General features: G+C 56.7%; 13 protein-coding genes. 11 read left to right on the top strand and 2 right to left on the bottom strand.

All coding sequences use genetic code 11. The features are described from left to right. Positions 1–6 precede the first annotated feature (6 nt). From QZT71_RS01930 to QZT71_RS01920, 3 genes are read left to right on the top strand one after another with little or no spacing between them, the layout of a single operon-like run. Positions 7–444: a hypothetical protein gene (locus QZT71_RS01930; RefSeq protein WP_295911641.1), complete on the top strand. Its 438-nt coding sequence runs from the start codon at positions 7–9 to the stop codon at positions 442–444. A gap of 9 nt (positions 445–453) precedes the next feature. Then, the gene (locus tag QZT71_RS01925) at positions 454–1,062 is read left to right on the top strand and encodes a biopolymer transporter ExbD (RefSeq protein WP_295911638.1); all 609 of its coding nucleotides are present in this window, start codon (positions 454–456) and stop codon (positions 1,060–1,062) included. A 12-nt stretch (positions 1,063–1,074) separates the two neighbouring features. After that, the gene (locus QZT71_RS01920; protein ID WP_295911806.1) at positions 1,075–1,536 is read left to right on the top strand and encodes a biopolymer transporter ExbD; all 462 of its coding nucleotides are present in this window, start codon (positions 1,075–1,077) and stop codon (positions 1,534–1,536) included. A gap of 92 nt (positions 1,537–1,628) precedes the next feature. Here QZT71_RS01920 and QZT71_RS01915 read toward each other — a convergent pair whose 3' ends face one another. Next, a complete protein-coding gene (locus tag QZT71_RS01915) occupies positions 1,629–2,228 on the bottom strand; it encodes a ribonuclease HII (protein ID WP_295911636.1) in 600 nt (199 codons plus the stop codon). 813 nt (positions 2,229–3,041) lie between these two features. On the opposite strand from QZT71_RS01915, the gene QZT71_RS01910 reads away from it, so the two are divergent. From QZT71_RS01910 to QZT71_RS01885, 6 genes are all read left to right on the top strand, one after another. Beyond that, positions 3,042–4,031 (top strand): hypothetical protein, encoded by a 990-nt coding sequence (locus QZT71_RS01910; RefSeq protein ID WP_295911632.1) that lies wholly within the window; start codon positions 3,042–3,044, stop codon positions 4,029–4,031. A 158-nt stretch (positions 4,032–4,189) separates the two neighbouring features. Next, positions 4,190–5,107 carry an AraC family transcriptional regulator gene (locus QZT71_RS01905; RefSeq protein WP_295911630.1) on the top strand — a complete coding sequence of 306 codons (918 nt, stop codon included), beginning with the start codon at positions 4,190–4,192 and terminating at the stop codon, positions 5,105–5,107. Between the two features lie 581 nt (positions 5,108–5,688). Further along, positions 5,689–6,570 (top strand): lipoyl synthase, encoded by an 882-nt coding sequence (gene lipA, locus QZT71_RS01900; protein WP_295911628.1) that lies wholly within the window; start codon positions 5,689–5,691, stop codon positions 6,568–6,570. 2 nt (positions 6,571–6,572) lie between these two features. Continuing rightward, positions 6,573–7,346: a lipoyl(octanoyl) transferase LipB gene (gene lipB, locus QZT71_RS01895; RefSeq protein ID WP_295911625.1), complete on the top strand. Its 774-nt coding sequence runs from the start codon at positions 6,573–6,575 to the stop codon at positions 7,344–7,346. Positions 7,347–7,354: 8 nt separating this feature from the next. Beyond that, entirely contained in the window at positions 7,355–9,121 is a 1,767-nt protein-coding gene (gene recJ, locus QZT71_RS01890; RefSeq protein ID WP_295911621.1) for a single-stranded-DNA-specific exonuclease RecJ, read from the top strand. 138 nt (positions 9,122–9,259) lie between these two features. Next, on the top strand, positions 9,260–12,412 hold the full coding sequence (locus QZT71_RS01885) for an ATP-binding protein (protein WP_295911619.1): 3,153 nt from the start codon (positions 9,260–9,262) through the stop codon (positions 12,410–12,412). Positions 12,413–12,578: 166 nt separating this feature from the next. Here QZT71_RS01885 and QZT71_RS01880 read toward each other — a convergent pair whose 3' ends face one another. Then, on the bottom strand, positions 12,579–13,124 hold the full coding sequence (locus QZT71_RS01880) for a nitroreductase family protein (RefSeq protein ID WP_295911616.1): 546 nt from the start codon (positions 13,122–13,124) through the stop codon (positions 12,579–12,581). A gap of 87 nt (positions 13,125–13,211) precedes the next feature. On the opposite strand from QZT71_RS01880, the gene QZT71_RS01875 reads away from it, so the two are divergent. Next, positions 13,212–14,051, top strand: a complete 840-nt coding sequence (locus QZT71_RS01875) for an HAD family hydrolase (RefSeq protein ID WP_295911614.1) — start codon at positions 13,212–13,214, stop codon at positions 14,049–14,051. Positions 14,052–14,161: 110 nt separating this feature from the next. Continuing rightward, entirely contained in the window at positions 14,162–14,743 is a 582-nt protein-coding gene (gene rdgB / locus QZT71_RS01870) for an RdgB/HAM1 family non-canonical purine NTP pyrophosphatase (protein WP_295911613.1), read from the top strand. Positions 14,744–14,981 lie beyond the last annotated feature (238 nt).

Here is a 14,981-nt window from a genome sequence, read left to right as displayed (position 1 = left end):
ACAATTATGAAAAAGATATTGAACATAGTGTTGGGTGTGATTCTGGCAATCACGGCCGCGCTCTTGATCTACGCTCTGGTTTCTCCCCATCCGGAAGTGGCGACGGAATTTGACCCCTCGGTCAACCTGAACCTCATATGGTGCTACTTCCTCGTGGTGTTTGCCGTGCTTACCGCTATTTTCTGCGCGGTTTTCGGCATGATCCAGAATCCTGCGGGAATCAAGGGTACGATCATCTCACTCGCACTGATCATCGTCATCATCGGTATCGCCTACTTCGTAGCGTCCGGACATGACATCCAGATTCCCGACCTTGCCGAAGGCGGGTTCTTCGACCGCGGTGAAACGGTATTGACCGACACCAGTATCCTGGTGACCTACGTTGCTTTGGTCGCAGCATTCCTGACGGCCATCGGAACCGAAATTTACGGGGCCTTCAAATAATAACGAACAATGGCAGGAAATAAAAGACAAATACAGGAGATCAATGCCGGCTCGATGGCCGATATCGCCTTCCTGCTGCTGATTTTCTTCCTGGTGGCCACTACGATGAATGTCGACACCGGTCTGGTGCGTATGCTTCCGCCGATGCCTCCTGAAGATCAGAAACAGGAGGACATCAAGGTCAAGGAACGCAACCTCTTCCTGGTGCTCATTTCGGGCAGCGGTAACATCATGGCAGGAACTCCCGGCAATCAGGGCGTTATCGACCTGCACCAGCTGAAGGACAGGACGAAGGAATTCATTCTCAATCCGATGGACGACGAAAATCTCCCGGAGAAAAAGGATGAGGAAATCGAACTTCCCGACGGCAGCAAATGGGTTTATCCCGTGAGCCAGGGCGTTGTTTCGCTGCAGACCACCCGTGATACGGGCTATCAGTCGTATATCATGGTTCAGAACGAACTCGCACGCGCGTTCAACGAAGTGCGCGACGATTTGGCCATGAAGAAATTCGGCGATAAATTCATGAACCTCACGGAAGATCAGCGCAAAGTAATTTCGAGTGCTATTCCTCTGAAGATTTCGGAGGCCGAGCCGCGTAACATCCAAAAGAAGTAAGCCATGGCAGTAATGAAAAAAAAGGGCAACAAAGGTCTGCCCCCTATCTCGACCGCATCGCTTCCTGACGTGATCTTCATGATCCTCTTCTTCTTTATGGTGTCGACGACCATGCGCGATCAGGAACTGCTCGTAAGATACAAACTCCCCGATGCGACCGAAGTGCAGAAGCTCGAGAAGAAATCGCTCGTAAGCTACATCCACATCGGCCAGCCGTCGCTGGCGATGCAATCCAAATTCGGTACTGCACCGCGTATCCAGCTGAACGATTCGTATAAGACGACCAAGGACATTCTGGACTTCGTAGCCGCCGAACGCGACAATTTGAGCGAATTCGACCGTGCTTCGATGACGATTTGCCTCAAGGCCGACCAAACGACGAAAATGGGTATCATCACCGACGTGAAGCAGGAGCTTCGCCGTGCCAATGCACTGAAAATCTCCTACGCAGCTTCCAAGTCGCTGGGATACTAATCGGAGGTATTTACTGAAAAAAGGGTTGAAGTTCCGGCTTCAACCCTTTTTTATTATATTATATATAGGTATCGACAATCTGTCCGGGACGGTCAGAAAGAAAATTCCAACTGGTCGATTTCGTGGTTGAATGTCAGCCGGTGGTGGGGTGTCAGGCCGTACTCGCGGATTGCAAGCCGGTGTTCGCGGGTAGGATATCCCTTGTTCCTTTTCCAGCCGTACTGCGGAAATTCTTCGGCAAGCCGGAGCATGTATTCGTCACGATGGGTTTTAGCCAGCACCGAAGCCGCGGCAATGTCGGCGTACTTGCCGTCGCCTTTGACAATACAGCGGTACGGCAGCTCGAGCCGTGTCCGGAAACGGTTGCCGTCGATGGCCAGAAAGCCGGGCGCAGGGTCGAGCCGCGCCACAGCCAGCGACATTCCCTCGAACGAGGCGTTCAGGATGTTGATTTCGTCAATCCGGGCTGCGGACACCGCTTCGACGGCCCATGCGACCGCTTCGCGCTCGATAATCTCCCGCAGCCTGTCCCGGTTCCGCTCGGTCATCTGCTTCGAATCGTTGAGCAGCGGGTCGTGGAAATCGGACGGCAGAATCACCGCAGCAGCAAAAACAGGCCCCGCCAGACAGCCGCGGCCCGCTTCGTCGCACCCCGCTTCGGCGAGGTCGTATTGAAAACAGTTCTCAAGCATCGCAATCGTATTTCAACCCGCCCGCATTCTTTGCAGGCAGTGTGTTCGTTCTGCCGTCACCCGGACTTCCACCGGCTCAGCACCGACCCGGCACCCGCGGAGCGCCTGGTAATTATCATTCATCCCGGCCCCGCAAGAAAAGAAGATATACCGCAGTTCCGTGCGAACGAAGCCGGATGTTTTTCTCCCATGCCGGTCAACAGGATTCTGACGCCTCCGCCCCGCTTCCTGCGCATGGAGGGAATTCCGGTTTTTATTTCCACCTGCACGGTTCCCATGCCAACAGGCTCCCGTTTCTTGCAGTCTTTGCACAGGCGGATTCCGGTTTTATCCCCTGCGCTGCACTTCGGCCAGCCCCTTCGGCACGATTCCAATAGTTAGGGAACGGAGGGAAGTGTATTCTTCACTTTCGGCACTCCGCCCCTGCGGCCCAAGGCTTCTGGGTTCGCGGGCCCGGCCTATATCCTTTCCCGTATGAACGAAACGGAGGCCGTTCTCCACAGCATGACTTCCGCACGGGCGGCCTCCGGCCCCGGCCTGTACCCAAGCCCGGGTTTCAGTTGCCGTCCACGGCGCCTGCGCTGACGGGGCACATCGAAACCCTGCCTTCACGCCCTATGCGCACACCACCGGCAAGGGATGCACTTTCGTTCCCACAACCGGGAATGAGTGCCCTCGTACACAGGCCCGGCAGTAAAAGCGGCGAATGCGCAAACACCGCATCCGAAACTCCGAAGTACAACAAAGTTAGCAATTATTTACTCCCGTCCGGCTTTTTTCGCTATTTTTGCCGAAAGGAGAAATCAATTCCGCATGAAACTCGACATCGCCCGCCAGCCGCTCGTCCCGGCTTTTCTGACCCTCTTCGTACTCGCCGTCACCACCATGTGCTGCGCCGGGGGCCACCTGCAGCCCGCAGGCAGCGGCGGCGTTCCGGGAGAAGTGCCGCTCGCGGGCGAACTGCTCCGCCAATTCCAGGCAGCCTGCCCGGTCTGGGCGCGGATTGCCGCAGGGTTCATGATTCTTTTTACGGGTATGTGCATCGGCCGCATCGCCATCCGCTACAACCTCTATACGATCGGCACCTGCCTGCCGATTCCGCTTTATGCCATCGCCGCCTGCGGGATTTCCATCGGGGAAAACTACCTGACCGGATTCGCAGCCTCGATGCTGCTGGCCCTGGCCGCAAAAAATTACTGTCGGGCTTTCTGCAACGGGTACGGCTTCGACGCCATTTTCCGGGCCTCGCTCTACCTGGGGCTGCTGCCCGTCGTATACGCACCGGGAACGCCGCTGCTGCTGATTCTCCCGCTGGCCGTGCTAATCTTCCGGCGAACGTTCCGCGAAGCCGTCGTCGCGCTCACCGGACTGCTGCTGCCCATCGCTGCCGCCTGTTATGTCAGTTGGGGAGCCGGCGGCGATTTTACCGGCCCGCTCGTCGCCCTGGGGGAAAGCATGACGGCAGGCCTGCCCCTGCGGATTTTCACGGAACTGCCCTTTCCGGCCCTTATGATGCTGGGCGCTTTCGCCCTGCTCGATCTGACGGCTCTCCTGTTTTTCCTGACCGACCTCTACGCCACCGGAACCAAACCGCGCTTTGTGCTCTTTTTTAATATCGGCATACTCGTTTTGGTCTGGGCACTGCTCTTCAGCCCCGCCGCGACACCTGAAATTTTCACCCTTATCGCCGTTCCCTCGGCCCTGCTGATTCCGGTATTTTTCGTCCGTATTCACCGCAACATAGCACTCCCGGTCTATATGCTGCTTCTCGCGGCAACTTTCGCTACAATATTATTACAATAATCTATTTAGCCCTAAATATAGCACAAAAGGTTCTATATGCCCGAATGTGCCTTTTTGGCGTATTGATTCTTTTATATAACAAATATTAAATTGTATATTTGGTGTTGAACAATGGTGACGCAACTTATTGTTCTCAAAAACTTAAAATACGATTTAGTATGAAGAATTCATTGAATTCGTCGGCCCAACAGCCGATGATCGTGAAGTATGTAGAAACGCTTCACAACGGAATCCAGTCCCAGGCGCTCTCGCGCTACGCAATCGGTTACATCCTTCGCGGTACGAAGTACATTTACGACGGGGATAAACGCCAGACACTTACGCGCGGCGATGTATTCTACCTGGGTATCGGGCATCACTATATCGAGAACTTCCCGGAAAACGGCCAGCCCTTCGAACAAGTGCTCTTTTATTATACGCCGGCAGACCTCCAGCGTATCCTCCTGCACCTGAACATTACTTACGGACTGAACATTTCGAACGAACATTCATGCGAAAACTGCCGTAACAAATCGCACGTCGCGATGCCCGCATGGAATTCGATCCGTAACTTTTTCGTCAACACCAACAACTACCTGCGCGACGAGGACTTCCACCGCGACGACACCGCCGAGAACATCAAGATGACCGAATTGATTTATCTCATCGCCTCGCACGAGGACTGCTGCCTGAAAAGCAAGTTGTTGAGCAATGTCGACGCCGCCAAGGAAAACTTCGAACAAATCGTTTACGACCATATCTTCAAGGACATCTCGATCGAGGAGCTGTCGAAACTCACGAACCGTTCGCTCACATCGTTCAAGAAGGAGTTCCGCCGCCACTTCCAGATGCCGCCCCACAAGTGGTACATCCGCCAGCGGCTGATGCATTCGCGACTGCTGTTGATCTCGACCTCGAAATCCATCTCCGAAATCGGCAACGCCTGCACCTTCCCCAACACGTCGCATTTTATTAAACTTTTCAAAAAGGAGTACCAGATGACGCCGGCCGCATACCGCAACCGCCACATCACTTCGCTCGCTCCCGAGAAGCAGTCCCAGCCACAGGAGGCCGAAGAAATCCGCGAAGCGCTTTAATCAAAAACTTATAAACTGACTCTAATTTTAAAATTTTTAATTATAAATTAACAGATTTTTTTAGGTTAGTTTGAAAAAATGTTATAAAAGATTTGTTTTATCAAGATTTTCCGTTTATCTTTGTATAACAAAACGTGGGATTCTCCCACTCTCATTAACCTAACTAACCTAACCAGAGGGGGCCGCTACTGCCAGGTACCGGCCCCCTTTCTTGTGTCCGGAATGCAGGCCGGAGGGGTTTAAATAATGAATAATTGCGGTTTTAACGGCCGCATTTTTTATTTTTTCAATTACGCGGCCCGATGCGGCAAAAGGACAGCCTCCGAAAGCAAGCCCAATCCAACGGCCCAAACAGGTCCCGGCAACCGCCGGGGGATGCCCCCGGCAGGCAGCTCCTGTCGGGGTCACGGCCCCGAAAATTCGGTGCGGAAGGCGGGAAAGCCCTGAGGAAACGGACGGAACCGGCCAAAACGGGCGGCAGGTACATCCGGCGTACGGTTGCGAAAGAAAATAAGACATTCATAGGAATTATCAATTATTTTTTCGTATTTTTGCATCAATTGGGAAAATAATGAACTTAAATGCCGAAGTTTTATGACAAGGTAGATGTGCTGAAAAAACCCGGATGGCTGAAGATCCGGCTCCACCGCACCCCGGAATACGCCGAGGTGCAGCAGATAGTCGACAAGCATGCGCTGCATACGATTTGCAGCAGCGGCATGTGCCCCAACAAGGCCGAATGCTGGAGCCGCAGAACCGCGACCTTCATGATTCTGGGAGATATATGCACCCGAGGCTGCCGCTTCTGTGCGACAAAGACAGGACACCCCCTTGCCCCGGACGCCGAGGAACCCCGACGGGTCGCCGAAAGCGTTGCTCTGATGAAACTCCGGTATGTCGTCGTAACTTCCGTGACGCGTGACGACCTGCCGGACGGCGGCGCCGCACATTGGGCCGAAACCGTCCATGCCATCCGCACACAGAATCCCGACGCCGTAATTGAGCTCCTTATTCCCGATCTCGACGCAAAACCCGCCCTGATGGACGTGGTCATCGCGTCGAAGCCCGATATTATCGGGCACAACATCGAAACCGTCGAGCGGCTGACCCCGGTGGTGCGTTCCAAAGCGAAATACCGCACCAGCCTGGAAACCCTGCGCTACTTGAGTGCACGGGGAGTCGCGACGAAAAGCGGACTGATGGTCGGACTTGGCGAGAGCGATGATGAAGTTTTACAGACCCTGCACGATCTGCGCGAAGCGGGCGTGGGGATCGTAACACTCGGTCAGTACCTTCGTCCCACTCTGGAGCACTACCCCGTTGCGGCGTATATCACTCCTGAAAAATTCGAATGGTACAGACTGAAAGCGCTGGAAATGGGCTTCAGCTATTGTGCGAGCGCACCGCTGGTACGCTCGTCATACATGGCGGAAGAGGCTCTGCGAAGCGTTAAAGGTTTGTAGCGATGAAAGCCTCCTGCCGGGACCTCGGACTGATGGACTACAGGGACTGCTGGGATTTACAGCAGTCGTTGTTCGACACCCTGCTGGAGAGCAAGGCCGCCCGCAACAGGGCCGCACTTGCAGCCGGAAACCCCGGATCGGTACCCGGAGCCGGGGTCGAACCGGCACCCGCGGCCGGAAACAGTCCGGACGAAGCGGGCACAATCCTGCTGGTGGAGCATCCGCCGGTTTACACGCTCGGCAAAAGCGGCCATGCCGAAAACCTTTTGATAGGCCGCGAAGCGCTCGAAGCGATGGGCGCACAGTTCTTTCACATCGACCGCGGCGGCGACATCACGTTCCACGGCCCGGGACAACTGGTCTGCTACCCGATTCTCGACCTCGAACGGCTGGGCATCGGCTTGAGAAGCTACATCGACGCGCTGGAGGAGGCCGTAATCCGCACCGTAGCCGAATACGGCATCGCGGCGGGACGCATCGCAGGCGCTTCGGGCGTGTGGGTCGGCGGCAGCGGCGATCGGGGGAAATCCGGAGAAGTTCCGCGCAAGATTTGCGCAATAGGCGTCCGTTCGTCACGTTATATTACCATGCACGGGTTTGCGCTGAACGTCACGACCGACCTCGGATGGTTCTCGCGAATCAACCCCTGCGGATTTACCGACCGGGGCGTGACCTCGCTCGAGCGGGAAACGGGCCGCAAAATCGCAATGAACGAAGTTAAATCGTTCGTTGTCAAATTTTTAAGTGAGATATTAAATGTTAGAATATATAAATAGAAAATCGTATGCCTATAGAAAAACGATGGGTAGTGAAACCGCAGGGAGATCCCGGGACGGTAGCGAAGCTCGCTGCCGTACTCAAGATCTCGCCCGTGCTGGCGAATCTGCTCGTACAGAGAGGCATAGACACCGTAGAAAAGGCGGACAAGTTCTTTAAACCCAGCCTCGCCGACCTCCACGACCCGTTCCTGATGAAGGATATGGACAAGGCGGTCGAGCGGGTCGAACAGGCCGTTCGTAACAATGAGAAAATCATGGTTTACGGCGACTACGACGTGGACGGCTGTACGGCCGTTGCGCTGGTGTACAAGTTCCTGCGCCAGATCGGGCACAAAAACCTGATGTTCTACATCCCCGACCGCTATACCGAAGGTTACGGTATCTCGGTGAAAGGCATCGATCTGGCTGCCCGCAAGGGCGTGGGCCTTATCATCGCCCTGGACTGCGGCATCAAAGCCACGGAAAAGGTTGTCTATGCAAAGACGAAAGGCGTGGATTTCATCATCTGCGACCATCACCTCCCGGCCGAGGAGATTCCCCGTGCCGTAGCCGTTCTCGACCCCAAGCGGGTCGACTGCTCCTACCCGTTCGACGAACTGTCGGGCTGCGGCGTGGGATTCAAATTGGTACAGGCCTATGCCCAGAAGAACCGCCTGCCGTTCGAACAAATCAGTCCGCTGCTCGACCTGCTGGTGGTGAGCATCGCCTCGGACATCGTTCCGCTGGTGGGGGAGAACCGCATCCTGGCCCATTTCGGCCTGAAAAACCTCAACCGCGAACCGTCGAAAGGTCTGTTGTCGATCATCAAGATTTGCGGACTCGACAAGCACAACATCACCATCGACGACATCGTCTTCAAAATCGGGCCGCGCATCAACGCCGCCGGGCGCATGCGCATGGACGAGAACGACGAAAACGCGTCGCCGTCGGGCGGACATGCGGCCGTGGAGCTGCTGATCGAGGGCAACGAGAGCATCGCCGCGGAGTTCGGCAACGTCATCGACGCCTACAACCAGGATCGCAAGTCGATCGACCGGTCGGTCACACAGGAAGCGCACGACTTTATCGAGCACAATCCCGAGATGAAACGGCTGAAAAGCACGGTCATCTACAATCCCAAGTGGATGAAAGGCATCGTGGGAATAGTCGCCTCGCGCCTGATCGAAACCTACTACCGGCCTACGGTGGTGCTGACGATGAGCAACGGGTTCGTGACGGGCTCGGCCCGCTCGGTACCGGGCTTCGACCTTTACCAGGCCGTGGAATCGTGTTCCGACCTGCTGGAGAATTTCGGCGGTCACATGTACGCCGCGGGCCTGACGATGCGGCCCGAGAACGTCGAGGAGTTCACGCGCCGCTTCAACGCCTACGTCGAGCAGAACATCGACCCACAGATGCTGATGCCGCAGGTGGATATCGACAGCGAGCTGCTCTTCTCGGACATCTCCACCGCATTCCGCAAAGACCTCAACCGCTTCCAGCCTTTCGGGCCCGGAAATACGGCCCCGGTTTTCGCGACCTGCGGCGTAAGCAACCACGGCGACGCCAAGCTGGTCGGCATGGAGTGCGAGCACCTGCGCATGGATCTCATGCAGCGGCAGAAGCCCAACACGAAAATACAGGCGATTGCCTTCCAGCAGCCTACGCACTACGAATGGGTGCGCTCGGGCCGCCCGATCGACGTATGCTACCAGATCGTCGAGAACCACTACCGGGGCACGGTAACGACCCAGCTCCGCATCAAGGATATCAAACCCGTACTGAACAAATAAATCGTTTCAAACGCCGGGAAACCGCATTTGCGTACGGTTTTCCGGCGTTTTATTGCGTCAGACATCACTTTTTCCGCGTCACTGAACCTAAACCTGCACTGCGGCCCCGCATCCTGCCGGCCGTCGCATTTTTGCGCCATGATTCTATACAAGAAATCTTTCCGGTTTTCGCTGCATGTCCTGCTGTGGACAATGCTTTTCGGGGTCTTGCTGGCCCACCCCTTCTCCCAGGCTACGAGCAGCCCCCCGGGCGACAAGCGCGAATATATTCTGGTCATCAACACCTACACCGAATCGGACCCGTGGAGCTACCGAATCATCTCCGACATCACGGCACGAATCGAACAGGTCGAGAACACGGAAATCTACACGGAATACATGAACATGCTCCTGATAAACACGCAGGCCAGCATCGATGAATTCATGCAGAACCTCGTAAGGACATACGGCAAGAATCCGCCCCGGATGCTGATACTCATCGGCTCGTCGTCCTATGTGCTGCGCGATTTCCCCCAAAAGGCGTGGGGGGGGGATGTTGCGACCATCGTCTGCGCGGAACAGAATTTCGTCGGGCCTGACAAATATTACATCGCAAAGCGGGCGATTCCCGAACCGGAACGGATTCCCATCAGCAGCATGGCCAAAGAGCGGAACCTGACGCTGCTCCACGCCCCGGTATTCCCCGAACCGACCGTCGAACTGATACACCGCGTAGTACCGGAGATGAACCGGCTCATATTCATCGGCGACGGCCGCTATGTCAACCGGCAGAACGAGCAGGAGATAAAAAAACTGCTCGACAGCGATTATCCCGGCATGGAATTCATCTCCTATTCAGCTGCGGACATGACCATCGACCAGCTGCTCGATTCGCTGAACAGGGCCGACACAAGACATACCGGCATACTCTTTTCCTCGTGGCACTACACGAAGAACATGATGGGCAACATCGAAATCGTGAGCAACCCGTTCAACATCATCGCCAGCTCGACGGCCCCGATGTTCGCCCTGCATCCGACGGAACTGGAGAAAAGCGGCATCGTAGGCGGTTATGTCTACGACGCGTCCCGCTACAACCGGCAGGTCGTGACCACCATCGACGCCGTACTGAACGGAAAGGAGCCGCGCGACATCCCGTTCTACACACCGGACGCCCCCCGGCCGATGTTCAATTATCCGGCCCTGCTGCGTCACGAAATATCGCCGCGCGTCTGTCCGTCGAACACGCTGTTTTTCGACAAGCCGGACTCGTTCATAGACCGGAACAAATCGCTACTTGCCGCAGGCTGCATTATCCTCGTGCTGCTTATCCTCTTCCAGCAGTGGCGCATCCGCGTCATGCACAACGTCGAAACGGCCCGGCTGCGCGAAGCGGAGAGCCAGGCCAAATACTCCAACCTGTTCAACCGCATGCCCATCGTCTACATACAGCAAAAGGTGATATTCGACGGGAACCGCTACCCGGCCGACACGGAATTCCGCGATATAAACTCCCATTTCGAACGGGTATTCCTGCCCCGCGAAAAGGTTATCGGCAACCGGGGCAGCATGCTCTTTGCCGAACCGATGGCCGAATTCCTGCGGCTGGTGAACATCGTCCTGACGGAAAACCGCACCATCACCTATCCGTTCTACTACAAACCGCTGGATATTTTCTACGAAGTGGTGTTGAGCCGCTCGTACCTGCCCGACCATATCGACATCTTCTGCCTCGACGGCACGGCGCTCCACAAGGCGCAGAAAAAACTCGATTCCATCAACCACAAACTCTCGCTGGCGCTCAACGTGGCCAACATCGTCCCCTGGAAATGGGATCTTGTCAAAGGCACGATCCTGTGCGACGTCAACAAATCGGTCAAACTCTCCGACGGAAATATCATGCCCGACGATGCGCAACTCGAAGTTTCCGACAAATGCTACTTCTCGAAAATCCACAAGGAAGACCGCGACCGCGTTCGCCGGGCTTACGAAGACCTCGTAGCCGGCCGAACCCCGAAAGTCTGCGAAGAGTACCGCGTCGTATCCAACGCTTCGGGACACTGGCACATGGAGTGGGTCGAGGCGCAGGCGGCCGTGGAATCGTACGACAACGACGGCACACCGCAGACGCTGGTCGGAACGTCGCTGGTCATCACCCAGCGCAAGCAGATGGAGCAGGAACTCCTCTCGGCCCGCGACCGCGCCGAAGAGTCGAACCGCCTCAAGTCGGCGTTCCTGGCCAATATGAGCCACGAAATCCGCACGCCGCTCAACGCCATCGTCGGGTTCTCGGGAATCCTGGCGTCGACCGACGAGGAGCAGGAAAAACAGGAGTATATCTCGATTATCGAGAACAACAACGCCCTGTTGCTGCAGCTTATCGGCGACATCCTCGACCTTTCGAAAATCGAGGCGGGAACGCTCGAATTCGTCCATACCGACGTCGAGCTGAACGAGCTGATGCGCGAAAAGGAGAATATCATCCGCATGAAAGTCAAGGAGGGCGTCGCACTCGTCTTCGAACAGAAGTACGAAGCGTGTCACATCCACACCGACCGCAACCGCCTTTCGCAGCTCATCATCAACCTGCTGACCAATGCGGCGAAATTCACCCGGGAAGGCTGCATCCGCTTCGGCTACGAACACCGCGGCGGGGAGGTGTACTTCTGGGTGACCGACACCGGATGCGGCATTCCCGCCGAGCGCAAGGACACGGTATTCGAACGCTTTGTAAAGCTCAACGCGTTCAAGCAGGGCACCGGCCTCGGGCTCTCCATCTGCAAGACAATCGTCGAACACCTGGGCGGCACGATCGGCGTGGAGAGCGAAGAGGGCAAGGGTTCGACGTTCTGGTTCACGCTGCCCTACGTTCCCGGAAAATCCGCACAGGAGCAGACTCGGGAGCACACGGTGTTATCCACGCTCACCGTCGAGAAAAACAAACTGGTCATCCTCGTGGCCGAAGACAACGAAAGCAACTACCGGCTTTTCGAGTCGATCCTGCGCCACGAGTACACCCTGCTGCACGCATGGAACGGGCAGGAGGCGGTCGACCTTTTCCGGGAACACCGTCCGCACCTCGTGCTGATGGACATCAACATGCCCGTGATGAACGGCTACGAAGCGACCGCCGAGATACGCAAACTGTCGGAGGATACGCCGATTATCGCCGTGACGGCTTTCGCATTCGCCTCGGACGAGCAGAAAGTACTTTCGAGCGGCTTCAACGGCTACATGCCCAAACCGATTAACGCCGGACAACTCAAGACCCAGATACTGGACACCCTGCGCAAACACATGACGCTGATATAAAAACCGAACGAACAGAACAAAGGGACTTGCGAGGATCGCAAGTCCCTTTTTCTCACGCCCGTTTCACATCGCGCCCCCGGCAGGCGCACGTTGCTGGCGTCCCGCAGAGGGCACCCGGGTAAGCCGCCGGCGCCATTTCGGGGCATCCGCATCAACGTCCGGCAAGTCAGCGCTGCGGCTCTGCTCCCGCATAGACGACACGCGCCTCATCGTCCGAGGCGGGCAGCGGCGCGGGGGTGAAGTCCGAATACCCCGCCGCTATGACGCAGAGGGGCTCGCAGCCCGCAGGCAGGGGCAGGAATTCGCGCAGGAATCCGGCGGCCGTAGGCCCGTCGGGATTGTCCTTGCGGCACGGACGCCCGTTGACGTGCACCCAGCACGAACCCAGTCCCTCGTCGACACAGGCCAGTTGCAGGATGGTGGCGGAAATGGCGGCATTCTCACGCCACAAATCGCTTTTCGCGGTATCGCCCAGCACGACGAACGCCAGCGGGGCACCTTTGAGGAACGCCGAGCCGTAATCGCGCATTTCCGCCATACGGGCCACCAGCGCCGGGTCGTCGATTACCACGAAGCGGGTCGTACGGGTATTGCGCGCCGAAGGCGCCGTGAGGGTTTCGCGCAGGATACGGTCGACGACCGCGCGCGGCACCGGGCGCTCCGAGAATTTGCGGATGCTGCGGCGCTTTTCAATCAACTCTTTGAATTCCATGTGTTTTATATTTTGTGTTTTCGGCCTCTCTTTTGCAAAAATAGTGAAAAAAAGGGTATATTTGAAATTCAAAACAACCGCAAAAGAATGGATTACAGATTCACCATCGCCCTGATATACGATTTCGACGGCACATTGGCGCCCGGGAATATGCAGGAATACGATTTCATCCCCGCCGTGGGCAAGAGCAACAAGGAGTTCTGGACGGAGGCCAACACGCTGGCCGAGGAGCAGGACGCCGACATGGTGCTGACCTACATGGCGCGTATGCTCCAGGAAGCCAAGTCGAAAGGCCTGTCGCTGCGGCGCGAGGCGTTTCAGGACTCGGGACGCCGCGTGACGCTCTACAAAGGCGTAAAAGAGTGGTTCTCGCGCATCAACGCCTACGGCGCGAAACACGGGATAAGAATCCTGCACTACATCAACTCGTCGGGGATGAAAGAGATTATCGAGGGAACGGAGATTGCCCACGAGTTCCGGAAAATCTACGCCTGCTCGTTCCTCTACGACGTAGACGGCATCGCCTACTGGCCCGCCGTGGCGGTCAACTACACCAACAAAACCCAGTTCATCTTCAAAATCAACAAGGGCGTGGAGTCGGTTTTCGACAGCAAGCTGGTGAACCGCTATATCCCCGAGAACGAACGCCCCGTGCCCTTCAAGCACATGATTTACGTGGGCGACGGAACGACCGACATCCCCTGCATGCGGCTGGTGAAGAACTCCGGCGGCCACTCGATTGCGGTATACAACCCCGACCAGAAAGGGGCCCGCAGGGAGATGGCTTCGCTCATCCACGACAACCGCGTCAGCCACGTCTGCCCGGCCGACTACTCCGAGGGGTCGGACATGGACGTGCTGGTCAAGACGATCATCGATAAAATCGACCTCGACGACAAACTCGAAAAGCTCGAAGTCGTCAAATAATCCCCGGCCTGCGCAGCGGCAGGCGAAATCCGCCCGGGCCGGAGTCCGCACACGGACAGGCCGGAAAGCCGGGCGTCCCAACGAAAAAATCAAGTACCGGACACAGAAATATGGAGATTCTTTTTGCGACGAACAACGCGCACAAACTCATGGAAGTGCAGGCCGTGCTGGGGCCCGGCTTCAAACTGCTGACGCCCCGCGACTGCGGCGTGACAGAAGATATTCCCGAAGAGCAGGAAACCCTCGAGGGCAATGCCTCGCAGAAGGCGCGATACCTGCACGGCCGCACGGGCATGGACTGCTTCGCCGACGACACGGGCCTCGAGGTCGAGGCGCTGGGCGGAGCCCCGGGCGTACACTCGGCCCGCTACGCCACCGACGGGCACGATTTCGCGGCCAACAACCGGCTGCTGCTGGAAAACCTCACGGGGCAAACGAACCGCCGGGCCCGCTTCCGGACGGTCATTTCACTGATTCTGAAAGGTGAAGAGCACCTTTTCGAGGGAATCGTCGAGGGCCGCATCATCGACAGCGAACAGGGACACGAGGGCTTCGGCTACGACCCGCTGTTCATCCCCGACGGCTACGACCGCACCTTCGCCCAGATGACCACCGGGGAGAAGAACGAAGTGTCGCACCGCGCCCGCGCCGTACGCAAGCTCGCGGCCTATTTGCACGCCATCGAGAAATAAGGTGTCTTTTACTGAACACGGGCTGTGCCCGCAATGCCCCGCTAAATTCGGGCATTGCGCCCGGCTTATACTATTTTACAGAAGAGGCTGGCCCCGGCAATGCCCCGCTAAACTTGGCATTGCCCTCGGACTGCACTATCTTTAACCCTGTTTTAGATAGGCGGCGCCTCGGCAATGCCCCGCTAAACTTGGCATTGCCCTCGGCTTGCACTACCTTTAACCCTGTTTTAGATAGGCG

Origin of the sequence: uncultured Alistipes sp. (assembly GCF_902388705.1) — a bacterium.
Lineage (GTDB): Bacteria > Bacteroidota > Bacteroidia > Bacteroidales > Rikenellaceae > Alistipes.
The sequence above is the reverse complement of the archived record's forward strand: the minus strand, read 5'-3'. Positions and strand labels throughout refer to the sequence as shown.